Here is a 21,031-nt window from a genome sequence, read left to right on the forward strand (position 1 = left end):
TATCGTCTTCGCGGAGTGCCCGTGCGCAGCCCGAGCCCCGTGGGGCGAAATTCAGCGGATGACGCGCACATCCTTGGCCTGGACGAACATGACACGATGCCCGAGCTGGATCTGGTGGTACCGGACGGACCCCGTGACCCGCACGTGCCTGGCCGGGTTGAAGGCGCCGGCCGAGTAGAACGAGCCGGTGACCGTGCCCCCCAGCGAGTACGACTGCCCCGGCCCGATCCGGTACTGCAGCGGCGTCAACGGCTGGACCCCGCCTCCGTGGTACGCCGACCGCTCCGGGTAGGCGCGGCCGTACACCTTGGTGCCCGCGGCCAGCGGCGTGACCAGCGGGCCCGTCGCCGGCACGGCCGTGGGGGCGGAGGACGGGTTGAGGAACCAGGCCCGCTGCCCCAGGTACCAGATCGCCGTCCAGTCGCCCTGCCGTCCGGCCACCGCGAACCGCTGCCCGGTCGAGGCGCGGGCGCTGTGGTCGTAGACGCTGTACGTGCTCGGCTTCCCTGGGTGCTTGCCGGCGTCGCTGACCAGCGGGGCGCTCTCGCTCGGCCCGGTGTGCAGCCACACGCTGGCCGCGCCGTGCTCCGGGCACCGGCGGCCGGGCTTGGTGCTGGCGCAGCCGGTGTAGTAGGGCCGGTTGTCGTCGTAGGAGGGCCGGATGATCACCGACGAGCCCGTCCCGTCGCCCTTGATCGGGTGGTTCATCAGCTCGAAGTAGTGGGCCCAGTCCCAGTAGGGGCCGGGGTCCTCGTGCATGCCGGCGACCGCCTGCGCCGTGGCGCCCGGCACGTTGTCGTGGCCGAGGATGTGGGCGCGGTCGAGCGGGATGCCGTACCGGCCGGCGAGGTAGCGCACCAGCCTGGCCGACGACCGGTACATCGCCTCGGTGTACCAGGAGCCCCTGGCCAGGTAGCCCTCGTGCTCGATGCCGATCGAGCGGGCGTTGAAGTCCCAGTTGCCGGCGTGCCAGGCGATGTCCTTCGTCGGCACGTGCTGGGCGACGTGCCCGTCCCGGGAGCGGACCGTGTAGTGCCAGCTCACGTACCTCGGGTTGCCGACCATCGACGGGATGCCCTGGTAGCCGCCCTCGGTGTCGTGGATGACGATGTAGTCGACCTGGCGGCGGCCCTCGACCCGGTCGTGGTTGCCGTAGCCGCGGTCCTTCTTCCTGCCGTACCTCTTGTACGCGGCCGGCATCCACTCGCACCGCAGGCTGCTCGGGCACTCGGCGGACGAACCGGTGGAGGAGTCGGCGGCGGTCAGCGGCATCTCGTCCTGCGCGGGCACGTCCCAGTCGGACTCGTCGGCCGACTCGGAGTCGTCGTCGCCCTCGGGCTCCATGTCGGAGAAGAAGAACGGGTCGTCGTCCTCGTCGGAGTCGTCGCCGGTCGCGCTCTTCGCCGGCGCCGCGGGCGGGCGCAGGCCGGGCACGGCGTCCAGCCGCACGTCGAAGCCGTCGTCCGTGCGCCGCGCGACGCCCTCGCCCAGCACCGCGAACACCTCGTCGGCGAACGAGCGCGCGGCGAGCGGGTCACGGGTGCCCGCGTAGTGGGCGACGGCCGCGTACCAGTCGGCCGGGTCGGGGCTGGGGCGGCGCTGGTAGGAGGCGAGCAGGGCGGCGCCGCCCCTGATGTTGGCGCGCGGGTCCGCGCGCAGCACCCGCGGCGCGACCCCGGCCAGCCGCCCGGCCAGGGCGAGCGTCGTGTCCGGCAGCGAAGCCGCCGACGTGCCGGATCCCGCCATCAACCGTGCCGCCGACCGGGCCCCCGCCTGCGAAGCCGACCGGGGCGACCGGGAGGCCGACCGGCTGACCGGCCGGGTCGCCGACCGGGGCAGCGGGCGGCTGTCGTCGCCCCTGGCGTCGCCCGGCGCGAAGCCCTCCGCGACCGTGCCCGCCTGCCCGGCGGCCACGGCGTCCACCAGGTGCATCGGGCCGTACCCGCCGGCCGTGCTGGGACGCCCGCCGTTGGCGTCCCACCGCGACTCCAGGTACGACACCCCGAGCAGCACGCTGACCGGCACCCCGAACTCCGCCGCGGCGGCCGCGAAGTCGGCCTGCCGCCCCTGATCCCGGACGCCCGTGCCGCCCATGACGGCGGGAGCGGCCGGGCCGCCGGCGACGACGCACAGACCGGCGGACAAGCTGGTGGCCAGGACGGCGGCAAGCCGGAGCTGCATGACATCTCCCCACGGAACGGCACTGCTCGATCACTGACCGTAACCATTCCCAGAAAGGGATGTGTCAGACGGGTCGGATGATACGGATGAGAATCCCGGGATCCGTCCGCCGGCTCGTCGGCGAGCGGCAGGGGAGAAGTGGAAGCGTCCTGGAGTTAAATCCTGCCCGATTCCGGGCAGGATGTTGGCGTGTCTCGCTCCAGATGCGTAATGTCCTCGTCTGTGTCCACGGCGCGGCATCCCTATGAAGACCTCATCGCCCATCTCACCCGGACGAGCGCGCTCGACCCAGGAGAGGCGGCCCGCGTGGTCGCCGACGTGCTGTCGTACTTCTCCGAGCCGGTCGAGGAGTTCGTACGGCGCCGTCACGGCGAGCTCAAGGCCCGCGGCCTGACCAACGACGAGATCTTCCCCCGGATCGCCGCCGAGTTACCCGCACGCCGGGTAGCGGCACCAGAGCTGTCGCTGCGGCAGCTCCGCAGGATCGTTTACGGATAAGAGGAGACCTCGATGTGCGGAATCGTGGCCTACGTGGGCCCCAAGGACGCGGCGCCCATCCTGCTGGAAGGGCTGCAGCGGCTTGAGTACCGGGGCTACGACTCCGCCGGGGTCGTGGTGTCGAACAAGGGACTCAAGGTACGCAAGGTCAAGGGCCGGGTCGCCGACCTGGCCAAGGTCGTGCCGGTGCGGTTCAAGGGCAACCACGGCATCGGCCACACCCGCTGGGCCACCCACGGCGTGCCCAGCGACGAGAACGCGCATCCGCACCTGTCGGCCGACCAGCGCATCGCGGTCGTGCACAACGGCATCATCGAGAACGCCGGCGAGCTGCGCGCCAAGCTGGAGGCCGACGGCGTCGAGTTCCTGTCCGAGACCGACACCGAGGTCCTGGCCCACCTGATCGCCCGCGCCGCCGACGAGAACGACTCCCTGGAGGAGGCGGTCAGGAAGACGCTCAAGAACATCGTCGGCACGTACGGCATCGCGGTGATCGACGCCGAGCGGCCGGGCGAGGTGGTCGTGGCGCGCAACGGCAGCCCGATCGTGCTCGGCATCGGGGAGAAGGAGATGTTCGCCGCCTCCGACGTCGCCGCCCTGGTCCGCTACACCCGCCAGGTCGTGCACCTGGAGGACGGCGAGCTGGCCGTGCTCAAGGCCGACGGCTTCCACACCTTCGCCAGCGACGCCCGCGAGACCGCCAAGGAGCCGCTGACCGTCGACTGGGACGCCGGCCACTACGACACCGGCGGCTACGAGCACTACCTGCTCAAGGAGATCTCCGAACAGCCCGAGACGATGACCCGCACGATGAGCGGCCGCCTCGACGAGCGCTTCCACGTCGCCCACCTCGGCGGCCTCAACATGGACGCCCGCGAGACGCGCTCGTTCCGCCGGGTGAAGATCATCGGCTGTGGGTCGGCGTACTACTCCGGGCAGATCGGCGCGCAGCTCATCGAGGAGCTGGCGCGCATCCCGGCCGACGCCGAGCCGGCCAGCGAGTTCCGCTACCGCAACCCCGTCGTGGACCCCGACACCCTCTACGTCGCGATCAGCCAGTCGGGCGAGACCTACGACACGCTGGCCGCCGTCCAGGAGCTCAAGCGCAAGGGCGGCCGAGTGATCGGCATCGTCAACGCCGTGGGCAGCGCCATCGCCCGCGAGGTCGACGGCGGCATCTACCTGCACGCCGGGCCCGAGGTGTCGGTCGCCTCGACCAAGGCGTTCACCTCGACCTCGGTCGCCTTCGCGCTGCTGGCGCTGCACCTGGGCCGGGTGCGCGACCTGTCGCCGGCCGACGGGCGGCGCATCGTGGAGGGCCTGCGCCGGCTGCCCGGCCAGATCGAGGAGATCCTCGCCCAGGGCGACAAGATCGCCGAGCTGGCGCAGAAGTACGCCAAGCACCCGAGCATGATGTTCATCGGCCGGGTCAGGGGCTACCCGGTGGCCCGCGAGGGCGCGCAGAAGCTCAAGGAGATCTCGTACGTGCACGCCGAGGCGTACCCGGCCAGCGAGCTCAAGCACGGCCCGCTCGCGCTGATCGGCCCGGACATGCCGACGGTCGCGATCGTCCCCGACGACGAGCTGCTCGACAAGAACCTCACCACGCTCGGCGAGATCCGCGCCCGCGGCGGCCAGGTGCTCATGGTCGGCCACCGCGAGCCCGACGCCAAGCTGGCCGACGACGTGATCGTGATCCCGAAGAACGAGATCGAGCTCGACCCGATGCTGCTGACGATCCCGCTCCAGCTGCTGGCCTACCACGCGGCGGTCGCCCTCGGCAGGGACGTGGACAAGCCTCGCAATCTCGCCAAGAGCGTGACTGTGGAATAAATTCAGCCACAATCCTCGCAGGGTAGTGTTATCCGGCTGCGGACCACATAAATTCATTACTGTGCGGCAGTTCGACCCCCACACTCCGAATCTCGCACGCATGTACGACTACATGCTCGGCGGGACGGACAACTTCGCGGTCGACCGCCTGGCGATCGACCAGCTCGCCGAGCTGGTCCCGGAGGCGGTCCCGCTGGCCCGCGCGAACCGGGCCTTCCTCCAGCGTGCCGTGCGCTACGTCGCCGCCGCGGGGATCACCCAGTTCATCGACCTGGGCAGCGGGCTGCCGACCCAGGGCAGCGTGCACGAGGTCGCGCCGGCGGCCAGGGTCGTCTACGTCGACGACGACCCGGTCGTCGCCGCGCACGCCAGGGCCCTGCTCGCCGGGGCGGACAGGGCCGCCTTCCTCGAGGCCGACCTGCTCGACCACGAGGCGGTGCTGGCCCGCGCGGGCCGGTTCCTGGACCTGTCGCGGCCGGTCGCGATCGTGCTGGTGTCGATCCTGCACTTCCTGCCCGACGCGGCCGATCCGCAGGGCGCGGTGGCGGCGCTGCGCGAGGCGGTCGCGCCCGGCAGTCGCCTGGTGATCTCCCACGCCACCTCGATGGGACGCCTGTCGGACGAGGAGAACCCGCGGCCGTTCCGCCGCGGCTCGGCCGGCTCGGGCGGGGCCGACCGCAGCCCGGCCGAGATCCGCGCGTTCTTCGGCGGCTTCGCGCTCGACCCGCCCGGCCTGGTGCAGGCCGTGGACTGGCGGCCGGACCGGCCCAAGCTGGTGGGCGACTGGTCGCTGCCGTCGTCCCTGATGGCTGGGGTGGCCACGAAGCAGGACTGACTCCGGTATACGCCGAAATTTCGGTCAACCGTATCCCGATGTGTAACAGCGAGTGAACTGTCAATAACTTCAGGTAATGGCGGTACTCGCGAAGGTCGGGGGAGGGCGGATGCGTCGTCGGCGTTTCTTGGCATGGACCCTGGGCGCGGCGGCGTGCGCGGCCGGATGCGGGACGGAGCACGTCGTCGGCGGCCCCGCCGGCGCGAGAGGCCGGTTCTCGATCGTCGCGGGCGGCGACCGCTGGGCCCGGGTCGGCGAGGCGTTCGCCGCCGCCGCGCGCGCCTCCGGCGTCGGCGCGTCGCCCACCGGCACGCGGATCACCGTGACCGGCCTGCCCGCGCTGGCGGCCTCCGAGCTGAACAACGGGCAGACGCTGCTCGACACCTCCACCCCGCTGTCCAGGCTCACCGGCGACGTCGAGGTCGTCGTCGTGCCCGCCAACTCCCGGTTCACCGACTTCGACGACTTCGGCGCCCACCTGCGGGCCGACCCGAGCGGGACGATGCTGGCCGGCGGGCCGCAGGGCGAGCCCGACCACCTGCTGTTCGGCCTGATCGCCAAGGGGCTCGGCGCCGACACCAGGCAGATGGACTACACCGGCTACCCCAGCAGCCACGAGGCCGTCTCGGCGCTGCTCGGCGGCAAGGCGGCGGCCGCGGCGGGCCTGCTCGGCGACTGGCGCGCGGCCATCGACGGCGGCCGGGTCAGGGCTCTCGCCGTCTCCTGCGCCCGCCGGGTGCCGGAGCTCGACGTGCCGACCCTGCTGGAGTCCGGCGTACGGGTGGACTTCGCGGACTGGGCCGCGGCCGTCGGGCCCGAGAACATGCCGGAGGACGGCAGGGAGTCGGCCGTGCGCATGTGCGACGAGGTGACCTCGTCGGCCTCGTGGCGGCGGGCGTGCCGGACGGCGGGGTGGATCTCGATCCCGCTCAGCGGGGACGACTTCCGCCTCTGGCTGACCTCCGAGGTCGAGCGCACCCAGGCCGTGCTGCGCGATCTCGGGCTGCTGGCCAGCACCAGAGCCACGACGTGCTGGGGCAGTTGCGGGAACGGCCACTAGCCGAAAGGGCGTGTCCGTGCGTATGGAGTGGCGGTTGAGGGCAATGTGACCTTGAAGCGACGTTCTACAACATAGGGGGCGCGAAACGTGCAGTCGCCGGCAGCCTGGCCGATCCTCGTCATCTCGGTGGTCGGAGCGGTGCTCCTGGTGGAGGTGGTCCGCCGGGTGCTGATCCGGGTCGGACGAAAATGGGCACTGGCCCGCCACCTGGTCGAGCACTGCACGTGGCCGGCCTTCTGCGTGGCCGCCACGGTGGCCTGCAACCTGGTCTTCGCCCCCGGCATCTTCGGTGACACGGCCGACGAGCGCGGCATGGCCCAGTCGGTCGACCGCGTCATCGGCCTGCTCACCATCGGCACGGTGACCTGGCTGATCATCCAGGCGACGTACGCGCTGACGGACGTCGTGCTCGACCGGCTGGTGCTCGTCGAGGGCGAGCGCAACCGCCGGGCGCGGCGGATCAGGACGCAGATCGCGCTGGTGCGCCGCATCGCCGCCGCGGTCATCATCGTCATCGCGCTCGGCGCCATGCTGTTCTCCTTCCCGCAGGTGCGGGCGCTCGGCGCCGGGCTGCTGGCCTCGGCCGGCATCGCCGGCGCCATCGTCGGCATCGCGGCCCAGCCGACCATCGGCAACATGCTGGCCGGGCTGCAACTGGCCTTCAGTGACGCGCTGCGGCTGGACGACGTGGTCGTGGTGGAGAAGGAGTGGGGCAGGATCGAGGAGCTCACGCTCACGTACGTGGTGCTGCGCCTGTGGGACGAGCGGCGGCTGGTGCTGCCCGTCTCCTACTTCACCCAGAACCCGTTCGAGAACTGGACCAGGCACGGCAGCCGGGTGCTCGCCGTGGTGTTCCTGCGGGTCGACTGGGCGGTGCCGGTGCCCAAACTGCGCGACGCCCTGTACGAGTTCCTCCAGGGCAACCCGCTGTGGGACCAGAAGGACTGGACGCTCCAGGTCACCGACGTGCTGCCCAACGGCCTGGTCGAGCTGCGCGCCCTGATGAGCGCCGCCGACTCGCCCTCCTCCTGGGACCTCAAGTGCGACGTCCGCGAATTCCTCGTCAATTTCGTCCGCGACAACTACCCGGACGCCCTTCCCCGGTTCCGCGTCGAGGCGCCGGAAACGCGCGCCGGGGTGGCCTGGACCAACGACCAGGACCGCGACCGGCGATAAATGCGTGGCATTTCCGGCAGCCCCCGGTCTACCGTTGATCTCGTTCCGGAACGACATTCACGGAAACGACGAGAAAGGCGGCGGCCATGTGCGGACCTCGACCCTCCAGGCCGTCCGGCAACCGGCCTGAGCTGCGGCCAAGGCTTTCCAGGTGATTCCGCGGAGAATCGACCAGGAAAGCCGTCCCGGGCCTCCGCCGGGGCGGCTTCGTTGATTTCATGACCGAGTGTGGGGCAGTTTGGTCAGCCCGCCTGCCTTGGGAGCAGGAGCACCGCAGGTTCGAATCCTGCCACTCGGACGTACGGCCCTGAAAGAAAAGGGCCGTGGGCTTCGGCCTGGCCGACGGGAATGGCGCCCCCCGGCCGGACACGAGCCCCCGCCCCCGGGTCCGGCCTGCGCCGGGCCGGCCCGGGGCCCACCTTTCCTCACCCGCCCATCCTCACCCGCCCAGTGAGCCGGCCACCCGGAACAGCAGTTCCTCCCGGCCGGGCCGGCAGACGAGCTGCAGCCCGACCGGCAGGCCGTCCACCGAGCCGGCCGGCACCGTCAGCGCGGGCAGGCCGAGCACGTTCCACGGACTGGTCAGGGCGAGCAGCGCGGCCCGGACGGCGACGGCCCGCCCGTCCAGCTCGGTCTGACGTTGCTCCAGCGGCGGCGCGACGAGCGGCACGGCCGGCAGCGCCAGCACGTCATGGTCGTCGAACAGCGACTCCGCCGCGGCGGCCAGCGCGGGCCGCTCGTCCAGGGCCTTGACGTAGGCCCAGGCGGGCAGATCCATCGCCGCGCGCAGCCGGTCGAGCGCCTCGGGGTCGAACAGCTCGGGCGCTTTGGCCATCCGGTCGGCGTGCACGGCGGACGCCTCCGCGCCCTGGACCGTCGCGTACGTCTCCCGCAGCTCCTCGGCCAGTTCCCCGGGCAGCCCGACCTCGCCCAGCCCCGCGCCCGCCGCCGCCCGCGCCACCTCCACGACGCGCGGATCGCAGGGCGACAGGACGGCGGGATCGAGCCACCCCACCCGCACCGCCGCCTCACCGGCGATGTCACGGGCGGGCGGTGGCCCGCCGGTCGCGAGCTGCCGGTAGGCCACCAGGCAGTCCAGCGGGTTTGCGGCCAGCACGCCGACGTGGTCGAACGTCCGGGACAGGGGGAACACCCCGGCGGTGGGGATCGCGTCGTAGGCGGGCTTGAACCCGGCGATCCCGCACAGAGCAGCCGGGATGCGCACCGAACCGCCCGTGTCGGTGCCGAGTGCGAGCGGCACCATGCCCGCCGCCACGGCGGCCGCGCTGCCGCCGCTCGACCCGCCGGACATGCGCCCGGGGTCGCGCGGGTTGCGCGAGGGGCCGTTGGCCGAGCGGTCGCCGGTGGGGCCGTACGCGAACTCGTGCGTCGTGGTCTTGCCGACGATCACCGCCCCGGCCCCGCGCAGCAGCGTCACGCAGGCGGCGTCGGCCTCGGCGACGTGGCCGGCGAAGTGCCGCGACCCCATCGTGCAGGGCAGCCCCGCGACGTCGATGAGATCCTTCACGGCGACCGGCACGCCGTGCAGCGGGCCGCGGTCGGTGCCCGCGGCCAGCTCCTGGTCCGCGCGCCGGGCGGCGGCCGTCGCGCCCACCGGGTCCACGGTGACGAAGGCGCCGAGCGCGGGATCCAGGGTGACGGCCGCGTCGAGCGCCAGCCGGGCCAGCTCGGCGGCGGTGGTCCGGCCGGCGCGCAGGTCACGGGCCAGGTCGGTGACGGAGCGGCCGGTGAAGGGGCCGGGCGGTGTGGGCGGCATGAGGTCCTCTCCGGACGGATCACGGCGACCCCGCCGTGTGCGGGCGGCGTCCGGAGCAGACTACGCGTCCCGGCCCTGCGACCGGCGTTCCGGGGCGCGGCGGGGGTTTCCGGAGTGGCCGGAGAAGGCCGGACATCACCGGGGTGGCACCGGAAAGCGCCGAGTCCTTTCTTGGCGTGGCGTTACACGCGGTACGGAAGCGATTACGTACAGTGAGCAGCGATGTCACTTCGTGATCCAGGGGGAATCATGAAAGCCAACCTCATCGTGGCCGGCGGCTTCGCCGTCGCCGCGTTGTTCGGCATGGCGGGGGCGGCCAACGCCAACGACCATCACGAGAAGTGCGACCTGAGCACGTCCGACGACTCGACCGCGCTCCGCATCACGCCGTGGGGCGTGTCCGCCGGACACCGTGACGCTGAGGCATGCGAGCACCGCAGGGGCTACGGGCGTCCCTACGACGGCTACAACTGGGGCTACTGGGGCGGCCGCGGCTACTGGCCCGGCGGCTGGGCGTACGGCAGCCTGGGCGTCGGCGCCGGCATCTGAGGTCGCACCACCTGAGCCCGGGCCGCGCCGTGCGTGGCCCGGGATCCTGCGTTGCCGGGTGCCCGCCGTGCCCGGCGCCCCACACCCCCCGCTGTCGACCGGCCGAGCCCCGGACCCGTCCGCCCACGCGATGAGGACACTCGCGGGGCCGCCGGAGCCGATCCGGACGGCCGCCGCCCGGCACGCGGCCGGCCCCGGGCGCGGACCGGCCCGCCCGCGCCCTAACGGTCGACGATCTCGTTCTTGCCGATGACCACGACCCCGCCGCGGGTCAGCGCGAAGCGGGTGCGGTCGTAGTCGAGGTCGAAGCCGATGCGCGCGCCGTCGGGGATCACCACGTTCTTGTCGATGATCGCCTTGCGCACGATCGCGCCCCGGCCCACCTTGACGTTCTCCATCAGCACGGAGTCCTCCACCAGCGAGTGCGAGTGGAGCACGACCTTCGGCGACAGGATCGAGCGCATCGCCATGCCGCCCGAGACGATCACGCCGGGGGAGACCAGCGAGTCGATCGCCCGGCCCACCCGGTCGCCGTCGTTGTGCACGAACTTGGCCGGGGGCAGCGGGTCGTGCCCGGTGAAGATCGGCCACTTGTCGTTGTACAGGTTGAAGATCGGGTGGGCGGAGATGAGGTCCATGTGGGCCTCGTAGTAGGCGTCGAGGGTCCCCACGTCGCGCCAGTAGCCGCGGTCGCGCTCGCTGGAGCCGGGCACGATGTTGTTCTTGAAGTCGTAGACGTCCGCGCCGCCGGACTTGACCAGCATCGGGATGATGTTGCCGCCCAGGTCGTGCTTGCTGGTCGGGTCGAGCGCGTCCTCGCGCAGCGCGTCGATCATGGCCTGCGTCTTGAAGACGTAGTTGCCCATCGAGGCGTAGACCTCGTCGGGGGAGTCGGCCAGGCCCACGGCGTCCTTCGGCTTCTCCCTGAAGGCCACGATGCGGCGGCCCTCGGGGTCGGTCTCGATCACGCCGAACTGGTCGGCCAGCGACAGCGGCTGGCGGATCGCCGCCACCGTCACGTCCGCGCCCGAGTCCTCGTGCTGCTCGACCATCTGCCGCGGATCCATGCGGTAGATGTGGTCGGCGCCGAACACGATCACGTGCTCGGGCATCTCGTCGTAGATCAGGTTCAGGTTCTGGAACAGCGCGTCCGCAGAACCGGAGAACCAGCGCGGCCCGAGCCGCTGCTGGGCGGGCACGGGGGTCACGTAGTTGCCCAGCATCGCCGACAGCCGCCAGGTACGGGAGACGTGCCTGTCGAGGCTGTGGTTCTTGTACTGGGTCAACACCACGATCTTCAGGAAGCCGCCGTTCGCGAGGTTCGACAGCACGAAGTCGATCAGCCGATACATCCCCCCGAACGGCACCGCCGGTTTGGCCCGATCCGCCGTGAGCGGCATGAGCCTCTTGCCCTCTCCACCTGCCAGCACAACCGCAAGCACCCTCCGGGACCTCATGTCCAGGACGCTACCCGTAAATGGCCGATCTATCGACGAAACCGCGCACTGTGCTGTGCCGCCGTGTCCTGACTTATCCGCGTAGAGCAGGGGCCGGACTTACCGACATTGGGCTGTATCGATGTGTTCCCTATGCTTGCGTCGGTTCACAAGTGCGGTGCCGGAGTTGATGGTCGGCGCAAAACTTGCCGCTCGCTGGAGGGCGCCGGGCCCGGCGCGTCGTAAGGTCGTGGGCATGCGTGTTGATCTGCTCAGCAGGGAGTACCCGCCGGACGTCTACGGCGGCGCCGGGGTGCACATGGAGTACCTGGCCAGGGAGCTGCGCAAGCTGGCCGACGTCCGGGTGCGCTGCTTCGGAGCCGATCGCGAGGAGCCCGGCGTGTCGGCCTACCGGGTGCCCGGCGGCCTGGAGCGGGCCAACGCCGCCCTCCAGGTGCTCGGCGTCGACCTGGAGATGGCCGCCGCCTGCGAGGGCGCGGACGTCGTCCACTCCCATACCTGGTACGCCAACTTCGCCGGGCATGTCGCCAAGATGCTCCACGGCGTGCCGCACGTCGTCACCACCCACAGCCTGGAGCCGCTGCGCCCGTGGAAGGCCGAGCAGCTCGGCGGCGGCTACACGGTCTCGTCGTGGGCCGAGCGCACCGCCCTGGCCGCCGCCGACGCGGTGATCGCGGTCAGCGAGGGCATGCGCCGCGACGTGCTGGCCGCCTACCCCGAGATCCCGCCCGGCCGGGTCACCGTCATCCACAACGGCATCGACACCGCCCAGTACGCCCCCGACCCCGGCCTCGACGTGCTGAAGAAGCACGGCGTCGACCCCGACCGGCCCTACGTGATCTTCGTCGGCCGCATAACCCGGCAGAAGGGCCTGGTGCACCTCCTGCACGCCGCCCGCTCCTTCGACCCGGCCGCCCAGCTCGTCCTGTGCGCGGGCGCGCCGGACACGCCGGAGATCGCCGCCGAGGTGACCGGGCTGGTGCGCGGCCTCGACCGCGACGGCGTGCTCTGGATCTCGGAGATGCTGCCCAAGCCGGAGGTCATCCAGCTCCTCACGCACGCGTCGGTCTTCGTCTGCCCGTCGGTCTACGAGCCGATGGGCATCGTCAACCTGGAGGCCATGGCCTGCGAGACGCCCGTGGTGGCCACCGCGACCGGTGGCATCCCCGAGGTCGTCGCCGACGGCGAGACGGGCCTGCTGGTGCCGATCGACCAGGGCCCCGACGGCACCCCGCACGACCCCGAGGCGTTCGCCGCCGACCTGGCCGAGCGGGTCAACGCGCTGCTGGCCGACCCGGCGCGGGCCGCCGAGATGGGCCGCGCCGGCCGGGCCAGGGCCGTCGAGCACTTCTCCTGGGAGCGCATCGCCCGGCGCACCCTCGACCTCTACGCCTCGCTGCGCCGTCCCTGAACGCATGGGCTGGGATCTGGAGACCCCCGAGGGCGGGTGCCTGAGCGTCAACGCCTGGAACTGGCGCCCGACCCTGTCCCTGCTGGAGGAGGCGCGGGTGCTCGACCCCGAGACCGCGTGCCTGCTCGGCTTCAACGGCGGCACGACGCTCACCGGCGCCGACGCGAGCCGCATCGCGGCGTTCCTCGACGACTACCTGGGCGGCCTGCCCGAGCGGGGACGGGTCCGGCTCGACGGCGAGGTGACCGAGGAGCCCGACGACCACCGGTTCCACCGCGACGACCTGGCGCTCAACTACTCGGCCACCGCCTCCTGGCTGCGCGACCTGCGCGACTTCTGCCGGGCGGCCCCGAACGGCTTCACCTGCATGTAAGGGTGGCGGCGGGTCAGCGGGTCAGCGGGTCAGCGGGTGAGCCAGAGGGCCGGCCTGGTCAGGTCGCCCTCGGGGCCGGTCCAGCCCGCCGCGTACACCTCGGTGGTGCCGGGGCGGCGGGCCAGGGCGGTGACCGTGCCGCGCACGCTCGTCGTCGTCCAGCGGCCGGCCGCGTAGTGGTGCAGCCGGGAGCGGGTCGAGTCGAGCACCCACAGGCCCGCCCGGCCGTCGGGCTCGGCCTCGGTGAAGGCCGCGCCCTCCGGGCCCCAGCGGCACCGCCAGGCCGAGCCGTCCCAGTGCAGGGCCAGCGGGCGGCGGCGTTCCAGGGGCTCGCCCTGCTCGTCGTACTCGTCGGGCGGGAACCAGGACACCCCGCCGACCACCCACACGTCGTCCGGCCCGAGCACGGCCACGTCGCCGAGCTCCGTCCGGGCCGACCGCGCACCCTCGGGCGCGCCCGGCTCGGGCAGGTGCACCGCCTGCCACGCGGCGCCGTTCCAGCGGGCCGCGGGGTCGTGCGCGGTCTCGCCCACCGTCCACACGTCCGCGCCCTCGCCGCCGAGGGCGCGGGCCGGGGCGGGCAGCCGGTACGCGCGCCAGGCCGAGCCGTCCCAGCGCAGCGCGTCGCGCCCGGACACGGCCCACGGGCCGCTCGCCGCGGTGCCGTGCAGGCCGATGGCCGAGGCGCCCTCCTTGAGCGGCGTGGAGGCGCTCACGGCGCCGTCCGCGACGCCGGCGACCAGGCCGGGACGCTCGTCGTCGCCGGTCCCGAAGGCCCACGCCCGCTCGCCCGAGACCGCTCCGACGGCGGCCACCGTCATCCGGGACGGCAGCGCGTACGTGCGCCAGCGGGCGCCGTCCCACCGGCCCAGCCCGCCGGACGTCGTCTCCATCCCGGCGGACGTCTCGCGCTGGACGGAACGCACCGCCCACACCGCCCCGTCGGGGGCGACCGCGAGCCGGTCGAGCGTGCCGTGCCCGTCGCCCGCCGGGACCGTCCGCCACGGTGACCGTACGGGCTCGGCGCGCAGGTCGTCGCCGCCGGGCCGGGGGCAGCGGGCCTGGACCGTGAGGCTCACCGCCGGTGCGGACGGGACGTCCCGCCCGGGAGGCCCGGCGCAGGCCGGGAGCGTCAGCAGCACGCCGAGACCGGCCGCGCGGGCACGTACGGAACGCCGCAACTCGCCCCCTTCGTGATCACCGGCAGAATACGCTCAACCCTGCCCACGAGACCACGCGTGACGCCGATCAGGCCTGCGAAATGTAGTGGAGGATGACGTTGTGCACGTGGTGGGCCTTGTTGTCGCCGCGGAAGTCCACCTCGTAGGTGTGCGTGCCGACGTGGATGGCGATGGCGCCCGAGGAGAAGAACCCGCCGGCCAGCGACTTGTTGCTCACGACGCTCACCGCCGAGATCTTGGCGTAGGGGATGCTGGTGATCGCGATGCGCTTGCCCACGAACGACTTGTCCTGCACGATCACCCGCCGGTCCGTGAGCCCCAGGAACCCGGTGCCCGCCCCGATCGCGTCGTAGACGGCGATGATCTGCTCGCCGGGGAGCAGGCCGCTCTCGATCTGCTTGAACTGCTCTTTGCGGTCGTAGGGGATGTCAGCCATGCCCGGCCAACGAACGGGACGGGCTCCCGCGTTCCGGGATCGGTGGGATCCCGGGCGCGGTGAACAGGCCGCTGGCCGAGCCCGTGCCGCTCGGCCTGCAGAACCTGGTGCATCCCGAGGGCCTGCGGCACCCGGGCCTCGCGGCGCTCCTGGCCGCCGTCGCCGAGCTGGGACGGGCCCGCCACTGGCTGCGCCGCCCGCCGGGCTCCTGGCTCCCCGAGGCCGACGAGGCCCTGGTGACCGCTCGGAAGGCCGGCGAGGCCCGGTGACTGCCTAGGTGGCGCGTTCGAGCACGACCACCGGGATCCGGCGGTCGGTCTTCTCCTGGTATTCGTCGTACTGGGGCCAGGTGCTGGTCATCGTCCGCCACATCGCGGGCTTCTCCTCCTCCGCGGCGGTGCGGGCGCGGGCCTTGAACCTGTCGCCCTTGACCTGCACCTCGACGTCGGGATGGGCCAGCAGGTTCTTGTACCACTGGGGATCTTCGGGGTCGCCGCCCTTGGAGGCGACCACGAGGAAGTCGTCACCGAACCGCTGGTAGATCAGCGGCGTGGTGTACGGCTTGCCGGAGTTACGCCCCTTGGTGGTCAGGAGCAGGACGGTGGTGTTGTTCCAGTCGTGCCCCTCCGCGCCGTCGGTGGCCTGATAGCGCTGCACGTGTTCCTTGCCATAGAGCATGCCTCTGGACTACCCCGCCCGGGAGTGTCCTCACCGGGCCGCGCCGACCAGCTCGGCGGCCCGCCGGCTGTCGACGGGCAGGGCCGAGTCGGGGGTGCGCTCGCGCACGTCGCGGTCGCGGATCGCGAACACGGCGGGCGCCGCGCCCACGTCGCCGTAGCGCTCGGTCACCGCCGCGCCGATCGCCCGCCGCAGGCCGGCCACCACCTCGCGGACGCCGGGCCCGGACGTGAGGAGGTGGCCGAGCATCCCGGCGAAGCGCAGCTCGTCGTCGGCGGCGGGCCGCTGCGCCGGCAGCACCGGCCGGTCGAGCCAGAACACCTTGCCGGACAGGACCGCCTCGGAGCCGCCGGGGCCGAGCACCCGCGCCGTGCGGGCCAGCAGCTCACCGAACTCGGCCAGGTCCGCGGGCGGCGGGAGGTCGGTGGTGACGAACAGGGGCACGATCAGCGAGTCAGGCATGCGGCTATCCCTCCGTGAGGAGGCTCATCGTAGGACGTGCCACCGACAATTCCGCCGCGCGCCACTCGCCGTCCACTCGTCGCCGCTAGCGTTCGGTCCATTCGTCCTGGATCGCCGCGTGCACGATGGAGTCGCGCCAGCCGTGCGGGGTGTGCACGTGGTGCCGGATCCGTCCCTCCTCGACCATGCCGGCCGTCAGCATGGCGAGCTGGGCGGGCAGGTTGGCCGGCGACCGCGCGCCCCAGACGCGGTGCAGCCCGAGCTGCTTGAAGCCGAACGACAGCAGCAGCCGGACCAGGTCGGTGCCGATGCCGCGGCCCCACTGGTCGGGATGGAGGCCGAAGCCGATCTCGCCGCTGTGGGGCAGGTCGGGGTCGATCTTCAGGCGGGCCACGCCGATCACGTGCCGCCGGTCGGCGTCCACGACGGCCAGCACGTAGAGGCGGCGCGGCTCGGCGGCGGCCGCCTCCATGGCCTGGCCGACCAGGGCGGCGACCTCCTGCACGCTGCGCGGCGCGAACGGCATGTGCTGCGTGGCCGCCGGATCGCCGTAGACGGAGTGCAGCGGGACGACGTCGGCGTCGGTGAGGTCACGAAGTCCGATTCGCTCGCCGATGACCGTCACGCGCCGCATGCGCAGAAGGTAACGCGACTGTAGCGATCTTTACAAGGGTGTCAAGTCGCCAGCTGACTGCCGTAAGCCCGCGCGACAAGTTCGGCGACGGCGCTGTGCGCGCCGAGCGGCTCGGCGTGACCGGCCTCGACGGCGGCGGCGGCGCGCTCGACGATCTCCGCCGGGGCCTCGTGACCGATCAGGCAGGGCGCGATGGCCAGCCGCTCGGCCCCGGCGGCGCGCAGGCGCCGGGCGGCGACGTCCACGCCGGGCTCGCTGTCCAGCGAGGCGGCGACCACCGGCAGCGTGAGCCTGGAGGCCAGCAGCACGGCCGTGGCCTGGACGGCGTGCACCGCGCGCTCGCCGCCCACCGTGCCGAGGATGACGGCGTCGACGGGGCTGGAGACGTTGAGCAGGCGGACGCGGTCGGCCCTGGCCAGGCCGCGCTCGGCCAGCCTGATGTGCAGGGCCTCGGCGAGCAGCGGGTGGGGGCCGAGCGCCTCGGTGGCGACCGCGCCGGAGCCGGCGGCCGCGATGGCCTTGCCGATCTCGGCCATGACGACCGGGTCGTCCCAGGTGAGCAGGGGCACCACGACGGCGTCGCGGCCCGCGGGCAGCGAGTCTGCCAGGTCGGCGACGGCGGTGAGCCGTACCTCGATCTGCGGGTTGTCGACCCGCACCACGGCCGCGATCTCTTCGGCCACGCCGCCGGTGCCGCCGGGGGTGGCCAGCACGAGCATGGGCGCGTCCGGCGGCAGGGACGTGGGCACGGGGCGGCGGTGCCGGCCGCCGCCGGGCCGGGGGGAACGTTCACGTACAGGCAGGCTCACAGGCGCGCAGTTTATGCCTATTCGCGGGTGGTTGTTCTGTGAATCGGGAGCGATTCCGTCACAACGGGAATGCTGTGATCGAGATCACATCGTGACCGCCGCCGCCGTTGACGAACACCCCTGAGAAGGGCAACTCTGAGGCAACTAGAAACGCGTTCTAGAGCGACCGTCACACACCGTCCCCGGAGGATGGGAATGAAGCCGTTCTATGTCCGCGAGCTGAGCGTGTACCCGGTCGGTCGTCGGCGGATCTTCCTGCTGGCGATAGCCGTGCTGGCGAGCCTGGTGGCCAACTTCGAGACCACGCTCGCCACGATCCTGCCGCTGCTGATGAAGGACCTGGGCATGTCGCTCACGGTCTACGGCCTGCTCGCCGCGGGATCGGTCCTGATCGGCGGCCTGTCGGCGGGCGTCGGCGGCATCCTGTCCGACCGCTGGGGACGGGTCACGCTCCTGGTGCCCACCCTCACCGTCACGGCGGCCTGCAACTTCCTGCTCGCCACCGTGGACACCGTGGCCGGCCTGTTCTGGGTGCGCTGCCTGATGTTGTTCATCGAGGGCGCCGGGATCACCATCACCGCCTCCCTCGTCCGCGACTTCTCCCCGCGCCTCGGCCGCGCCCAGGCGTTCGCGTTCTGGACGTGGGGGCCGGTCGGTGCGTCCTTCCTGGCCTCGTTCATCGCCGGGTTCACGCTGCCGCTGTTCGACAACGCCTGGCAGTCGCAGGCGATCATCATGGGCGTCGTCTCGCTGGCCATGTGCGCGGTCATCGTCTGGAAGATCGCCGAGCCGTCGGCCGCGCTGCGGGCCCAGGTGCTCGACGCCGAGGAGGCCGTGGCGGCGGAGGAGAAGGTCGACGCCGGACGGGTGCGTGAGCTGTTCCGGCATCCCCACCTGTGGGCCCACGTCCTGGGCAACACCGGCTGGCAGGTGCTCTACTGGACGTTCGCGATCTTCGGGCAGACGATCCTGGTGGAGGCGTTCGGCCTGGAGCCCGCGGGGGCCAACCGGGTGGTGGCGCTCGGCATCGTGCTCAACGCGGTGGCCGTGGTCGTCGTCGGCCGGGTCTCCGACCGGCTGCGGCTGCGCAAGCCGTTCACGGCCGCCGGCACCGCGCTGACCGTCCTCACCCTGGCCTACTTCATCAGCCTGGTCGGCCCCGGCGTCCCGGCGGGGCACGTCACCGCCGTCTACGCGCTGCTCTTCCTGTTCATGGGCGTCGCGTACGTGCCGTGGATGGCCAACTTCTCCGAGAACGCCGAGGACGTCGAGTCGCGCCTGCAGGGCTCGGCGCTGGGCATCTGGGGCATGGTCGTCCGCGTCATGATCGTGGTGCTGCTGGTCGTCTCGCCCATGGTGGTCTCCGCGGGCGGCTGGGGCACCTGGCTCGCCGTGGCGCTGGCCGGCCAGGTCGTGTTCCTGGCCTCGATGGCGGCGTTCAAGGGCGACTGGCGCAGGCGCCCGCGGGTCACCGAGCCCGAGACCGCCGTCTGAGAGCGGCGCCTGAGCGGCTCGCGTGGGCGGCGGTGGCAGCCGCCGCCCACGCCTTCGCGGCGTTCCCGCCTTCCTCCGCTTTCAGGCGAAGGGACCCACCTGGCCGGGCAGCCTCCTGGCGGTGCCGCTCTCGCCGGCGGCGATGTCCAGGTCGCGGGTTTCCGGGGCGATGGCCGAACCTACGGTGGTGACGGCCAGCGCGACAACCACGTACAGGGACACGGCGAGGGTGGTGCCGTACAGGTCGAAGAGCTTGAGCGCGATGATCGGGGCCAGCGCGCCGCCGACGATCCCGGCCACCTGGTAGCCCATGGACGCGCCGCTGTAGCGCAGGCGGGTGCTGAACAGCTCGGCGATGAAGGCGGCCTGCGGGCCGTACATGGCGGCGTGGGCGGCCAGCGCGACCACCGCCGCCAGCACGATCAGCGGGAACGACTTCGTGTCCAGCAGCGGGAAGAACGCGAACACCCACACGGCCGCCGCCAGCACGCCCGCGAAGTAGACCGGCCGCCGGCCCAGCCGGTCCGACAGCGCGCCGAACAGCGGGATCAGGGCGAGTTGCAGCAGCGAGCCGATCAGCACCGCGTACAGCGCCACCGACCGCTCCAGCTTCAGCTGCCCGGTGAGGTAGACGATGATGTACGCGGTGAAGGTGTAGAAGGCCACGTCCACCCCGATGCGCGCGGTGAACGCCGACAGCAGCGCCCGCGGATGCGTGCGCAGCACCTCGACCAGCGGCATCCTGGCCGTGGCGCCGTGCTTCTCGACGCGGGAGAACAGCGGCGACTCGGTGACCCGCGTGCGCACCCACAGCCCGACGAGCACCAGCACGCCCGACAGCAGGAACGGCACCCGCCATCCCCACGACTGGAAGGCCGCGTCCGACAGGGCGAAGGACAGGATCGCGAGCAGGCCGGTGGCCAGCACGTACCCGGCGGGCACGCCCACCTGCGGCCAGCTCGCGTTGAAGCCGCGCCGCCTGCTGTCGCCGTGCTCCAGCGACATGATCACCGCGCCGCCCCACTCGCCGCCGAGCCCGAAGCCCTGGACGAAGCGGAGCACGGCCAGCAGGACGGGCGCGGCCACCCCCACGCTCGCGTAGCCGGGAAGCAGGCCGATGAGGAACGTGGACAGGCCCATCAGCAGCAGCGTCACGACCAGCACGGTCTTGCGGCCGGCCCGGTCGCCGAAGTGCCCGAACACCACGCCGCCGAGCGGCCTGGCGACGAACGCGACGGCGTTGGTGGTCAGGGCCGCCAGCGTCGCGTTGAGCGGGTCGAGCGACGGGAAGAACAGCTTGCCGAAGACCAGCGTCGCGGCCGTGGTGTAGAGGAAGAAGTCGTACCACTCCAGGGACGTGCCGACGAGGGCGGCGAGGATCACCCGGCGGGTCTGGTGCGCGGAGCTTGACATCGAAGGCTCCCAGATGGTCGAGGGGATAGTTTCAACGTAAGGATTGTTGAACAATTCGACAAGAGGTTTGCTCCATGATTCCCTGGCGAACGTGGAAGACGTGGTCGCGGACCTCGCCCGGCACCGGTCGAGACTGAGCCGCAGCAGCACGGCCGAGCGCGTGGCCGACATCCTCCGCGACAGCATCATCGAAGGCGCCTTCCCGCCGGGCGAGCGGCTGTCGGAGGAGGTCATCTCCGAAGGGCTCGGCGTCTCGCGCAACACGCTGCGCGAGGCGTTCCGCCTGCTCGGCCACGAACGCCTGCTCGACCACCGGCTCAACCGGGGCGTCTTCGTCCGGCTCCCGTCCGTGGAGGACGTCTCCGACCTCTACACGATGCGGCGGGTGCTCGAAGGGGCCGCCGTCCGGCGCACGGCGTCGCGGCAGGCGCTGGCGCTCATCGAGGAGGCCGTGCGCGACGCCGAGCGGGCCGCCGCCCAGGGCGACTGGCAGGGCGTCGGCACCGCCAACATCCGCTACCACCAGGCCCTGGTCGGCCTGCACGGCAGCCCCCGCCTCGACGAGGCCATGCGGCAGCTCCTGGCCGAGCTGCGCCTGGTCTTCCACGTGATGGACAACCCGCGCGCCTTCCACGAGCCGTTCATCGACCGCAACCGCGCGCTGCTCGCCCTGCTGGCGGCCGGCCGCACCGAGGAGGCGGCGGCCTACCTCGACGACTACTTCGACGAGGCCGAGCGGCTTCTCATCCACGCCTACCAGCCGAACGGGTAGCG

21 protein-coding genes and 1 tRNA gene are annotated in these 21,031 nt (G+C 72.2%); 12 read left to right on the forward strand and 10 right to left on the reverse strand.

What is annotated here, in order from left to right; genetic code table 11:
- Positions 1-51: 51 nt before the first annotated feature.
- Entirely contained in the window at positions 52-2,181 is a 2,130-nt protein-coding gene (locus tag ABZ444_RS16815; protein ID WP_357996965.1) for a peptidoglycan recognition family protein, read from the reverse strand.
- Positions 2,182-2,391: 210 nt separating this feature from the next.
- Between ABZ444_RS16815 and ABZ444_RS16820 the strand changes: the two genes are divergently transcribed.
- From ABZ444_RS16820 to ABZ444_RS16845, 6 genes are all read left to right on the forward strand, one after another.
- Positions 2,392-2,679 (forward strand): hypothetical protein, encoded by a 288-nt coding sequence (locus ABZ444_RS16820; protein ID WP_352328428.1) that lies wholly within the window; start codon positions 2,392-2,394, stop codon positions 2,677-2,679.
- A gap of 12 nt (positions 2,680-2,691) precedes the next feature.
- A complete protein-coding gene (glmS, locus tag ABZ444_RS16825; protein WP_357996969.1) occupies positions 2,692-4,512 on the forward strand; it encodes a glutamine--fructose-6-phosphate transaminase (isomerizing) in 1,821 nt (606 codons plus the stop codon).
- Positions 4,513-4,573: 61 nt separating this feature from the next.
- On the forward strand, positions 4,574-5,347 hold the full coding sequence (locus ABZ444_RS16830) for an SAM-dependent methyltransferase (RefSeq protein WP_357996972.1): 774 nt from the start codon (positions 4,574-4,576) through the stop codon (positions 5,345-5,347).
- Between the two features lie 109 nt (positions 5,348-5,456).
- On the forward strand, positions 5,457-6,407 hold the full coding sequence (locus tag ABZ444_RS16835; RefSeq protein WP_357996974.1) for a tripartite tricarboxylate transporter substrate-binding protein: 951 nt from the start codon (positions 5,457-5,459) through the stop codon (positions 6,405-6,407).
- Between the two features lie 87 nt (positions 6,408-6,494).
- Positions 6,495-7,583, forward strand: coding sequence for a mechanosensitive ion channel domain-containing protein (locus tag ABZ444_RS16840; RefSeq protein ID WP_357964388.1), 1,089 nt, complete (start codon positions 6,495-6,497; stop codon positions 7,581-7,583).
- Positions 7,584-7,805: 222 nt separating this feature from the next.
- A tRNA-Pro gene (locus ABZ444_RS16845) sits at positions 7,806-7,881 on the forward strand.
- 141 nt (positions 7,882-8,022) lie between these two features.
- Here ABZ444_RS16845 and ABZ444_RS16850 read toward each other — a convergent pair.
- Complete coding sequence (locus ABZ444_RS16850; RefSeq protein ID WP_357996977.1) at positions 8,023-9,360, reverse strand: amidase; 1,338 nt, start codon at positions 9,358-9,360, stop codon at positions 8,023-8,025.
- A 249-nt stretch (positions 9,361-9,609) separates the two neighbouring features.
- Here ABZ444_RS16850 and ABZ444_RS16855 point away from each other — a divergent pair, with 249 nt between their 5' ends.
- Positions 9,610-9,909: a hypothetical protein gene (locus ABZ444_RS16855; protein WP_357996979.1), complete on the forward strand. Its 300-nt coding sequence runs from the start codon at positions 9,610-9,612 to the stop codon at positions 9,907-9,909.
- A 221-nt stretch (positions 9,910-10,130) separates the two neighbouring features.
- Here the strand turns inward: ABZ444_RS16855 and glgC are convergent, their stop codons facing one another.
- On the reverse strand, positions 10,131-11,366 hold the full coding sequence (gene glgC / locus ABZ444_RS16860; RefSeq protein WP_352329862.1) for a glucose-1-phosphate adenylyltransferase: 1,236 nt from the start codon (positions 11,364-11,366) through the stop codon (positions 10,131-10,133).
- A 235-nt stretch (positions 11,367-11,601) separates the two neighbouring features.
- Here glgC and glgA point away from each other — a divergent pair, with 235 nt between their 5' ends.
- Both glgA and ABZ444_RS16870 read left to right on the forward strand, forming a co-directional pair.
- On the forward strand, positions 11,602-12,777 hold the full coding sequence (glgA, locus tag ABZ444_RS16865; protein WP_357996982.1) for a glycogen synthase: 1,176 nt from the start codon (positions 11,602-11,604) through the stop codon (positions 12,775-12,777).
- A 4-nt stretch (positions 12,778-12,781) separates the two neighbouring features.
- Positions 12,782-13,150, forward strand: coding sequence for a hypothetical protein (locus ABZ444_RS16870; protein ID WP_357996985.1), 369 nt, complete (start codon positions 12,782-12,784; stop codon positions 13,148-13,150).
- A gap of 29 nt (positions 13,151-13,179) precedes the next feature.
- Here the strand turns inward: ABZ444_RS16870 and ABZ444_RS16875 are convergent, their stop codons facing one another.
- Together ABZ444_RS16875 and ABZ444_RS16880 are read right to left on the reverse strand one after the other, a co-directional pair.
- Positions 13,180-14,331: a hypothetical protein gene (locus tag ABZ444_RS16875; RefSeq protein WP_357996987.1), complete on the reverse strand. Its 1,152-nt coding sequence runs from the start codon at positions 14,329-14,331 to the stop codon at positions 13,180-13,182.
- Between the two features lie 67 nt (positions 14,332-14,398).
- Positions 14,399-14,767: a PH domain-containing protein gene (locus tag ABZ444_RS16880; RefSeq protein WP_357996989.1), complete on the reverse strand. Its 369-nt coding sequence runs from the start codon at positions 14,765-14,767 to the stop codon at positions 14,399-14,401.
- A gap of 59 nt (positions 14,768-14,826) precedes the next feature.
- On the opposite strand from ABZ444_RS16880, the gene ABZ444_RS16885 reads away from it, so the two are divergent.
- Complete coding sequence (locus tag ABZ444_RS16885) at positions 14,827-15,036, forward strand: hypothetical protein (RefSeq protein WP_357996992.1); 210 nt, start codon at positions 14,827-14,829, stop codon at positions 15,034-15,036.
- A 4-nt stretch (positions 15,037-15,040) separates the two neighbouring features.
- Here the strand turns inward: ABZ444_RS16885 and ABZ444_RS16890 are convergent, their stop codons facing one another.
- The 4 genes from ABZ444_RS16890 to ABZ444_RS16905 all read right to left on the reverse strand — a co-directional run bounded on the left by ABZ444_RS16890 (position 15,041) and on the right by ABZ444_RS16905 (position 17,350).
- The gene (locus ABZ444_RS16890) at positions 15,041-15,445 is read right to left on the reverse strand and encodes a nitroreductase family deazaflavin-dependent oxidoreductase (protein ID WP_357996995.1); all 405 of its coding nucleotides are present in this window, start codon (positions 15,443-15,445) and stop codon (positions 15,041-15,043) included.
- Between the two features lie 30 nt (positions 15,446-15,475).
- Entirely contained in the window at positions 15,476-15,907 is a 432-nt protein-coding gene (locus tag ABZ444_RS16895) for a hypothetical protein (RefSeq protein WP_357996998.1), read from the reverse strand.
- 85 nt (positions 15,908-15,992) lie between these two features.
- A complete protein-coding gene (locus ABZ444_RS16900) occupies positions 15,993-16,541 on the reverse strand; it encodes a GNAT family protein (protein WP_357964371.1) in 549 nt (182 codons plus the stop codon).
- Positions 16,542-16,582: 41 nt separating this feature from the next.
- Positions 16,583-17,350 carry a hypothetical protein gene (locus ABZ444_RS16905; protein ID WP_357997001.1) on the reverse strand — a complete coding sequence of 256 codons (768 nt, stop codon included), beginning with the start codon at positions 17,348-17,350 and terminating at the stop codon, positions 16,583-16,585.
- Between the two features lie 195 nt (positions 17,351-17,545).
- Between ABZ444_RS16905 and ABZ444_RS16910 the strand changes: the two genes are divergently transcribed.
- Positions 17,546-18,844, forward strand: a complete 1,299-nt coding sequence (locus tag ABZ444_RS16910) for an MFS transporter (protein ID WP_357997004.1) — start codon at positions 17,546-17,548, stop codon at positions 18,842-18,844.
- 81 nt (positions 18,845-18,925) lie between these two features.
- On the opposite strand, the gene ABZ444_RS16915 is transcribed toward ABZ444_RS16910, so the two are convergent.
- Positions 18,926-20,257, reverse strand: a complete 1,332-nt coding sequence (locus ABZ444_RS16915) for an MFS transporter (RefSeq protein ID WP_357997007.1) — start codon at positions 20,255-20,257, stop codon at positions 18,926-18,928.
- Positions 20,258-20,348: 91 nt separating this feature from the next.
- Between ABZ444_RS16915 and ABZ444_RS16920 the strand changes: the two genes are divergently transcribed.
- Entirely contained in the window at positions 20,349-21,029 is a 681-nt protein-coding gene (locus tag ABZ444_RS16920; RefSeq protein WP_357997010.1) for a GntR family transcriptional regulator, read from the forward strand.
- Positions 21,030-21,031: the final 2 nt, after the last annotated feature.

Source organism: Nonomuraea sp. NPDC005730, assembly GCF_040630865.1.
Taxonomy (GTDB): domain Bacteria; phylum Actinomycetota; class Actinomycetes; order Streptosporangiales; family Streptosporangiaceae; genus Nonomuraea.

Bases quoted from the DNA above. Each gene is read 5' to 3' on its own strand.
- ABZ444_RS16895 (WP_357996998.1), bottom strand. From the start codon at position 15,907: ATGCCTGACTCGCTGATCGTGCCCCTGTTCGTCACCACCGACCTCCCG.
- glgA (WP_357996982.1), top strand. From the start codon at position 11,602: ATGCGTGTTGATCTGCTCAGCAGGGAGTACCCGCCGGACGTCTACGGC.
- ABZ444_RS16820 (WP_352328428.1), top strand. From the start codon at position 2,392: ATGTCCTCGTCTGTGTCCACGGCGCGGCATCCCTATGAAGACCTCATC.
- ABZ444_RS16850 (WP_357996977.1), bottom strand. From the start codon at position 9,360: ATGCCGCCCACACCGCCCGGCCCCTTCACCGGCCGCTCCGTCACCGAC.
- ABZ444_RS16890 (WP_357996995.1), bottom strand. From the start codon at position 15,445: ATGCTCTATGGCAAGGAACACGTGCAGCGCTATCAGGCCACCGACGGC.
- glmS (WP_357996969.1), top strand. From the start codon at position 2,692: ATGTGCGGAATCGTGGCCTACGTGGGCCCCAAGGACGCGGCGCCCATC.
- ABZ444_RS16855 (WP_357996979.1), top strand. From the start codon at position 9,610: ATGAAAGCCAACCTCATCGTGGCCGGCGGCTTCGCCGTCGCCGCGTTG.
- ABZ444_RS16900 (WP_357964371.1), bottom strand. From the start codon at position 16,541: ATGCGGCGCGTGACGGTCATCGGCGAGCGAATCGGACTTCGTGACCTC.
- ABZ444_RS16835 (WP_357996974.1), top strand. From the start codon at position 5,457: ATGCGTCGTCGGCGTTTCTTGGCATGGACCCTGGGCGCGGCGGCGTGC.
- ABZ444_RS16815 (WP_357996965.1), bottom strand. From the start codon at position 2,181: ATGCAGCTCCGGCTTGCCGCCGTCCTGGCCACCAGCTTGTCCGCCGGT.
- ABZ444_RS16915 (WP_357997007.1), bottom strand. From the start codon at position 20,257: ATGTCAAGCTCCGCGCACCAGACCCGCCGGGTGATCCTCGCCGCCCTC.
- ABZ444_RS16880 (WP_357996989.1), bottom strand. From the start codon at position 14,767: ATGGCTGACATCCCCTACGACCGCAAAGAGCAGTTCAAGCAGATCGAG.
- ABZ444_RS16910 (WP_357997004.1), top strand. From the start codon at position 17,546: ATGAAGCCGTTCTATGTCCGCGAGCTGAGCGTGTACCCGGTCGGTCGT.
- ABZ444_RS16870 (WP_357996985.1), top strand. From the start codon at position 12,782: ATGGGCTGGGATCTGGAGACCCCCGAGGGCGGGTGCCTGAGCGTCAAC.
- glgC (WP_352329862.1), bottom strand. From the start codon at position 11,366: ATGAGGTCCCGGAGGGTGCTTGCGGTTGTGCTGGCAGGTGGAGAGGGC.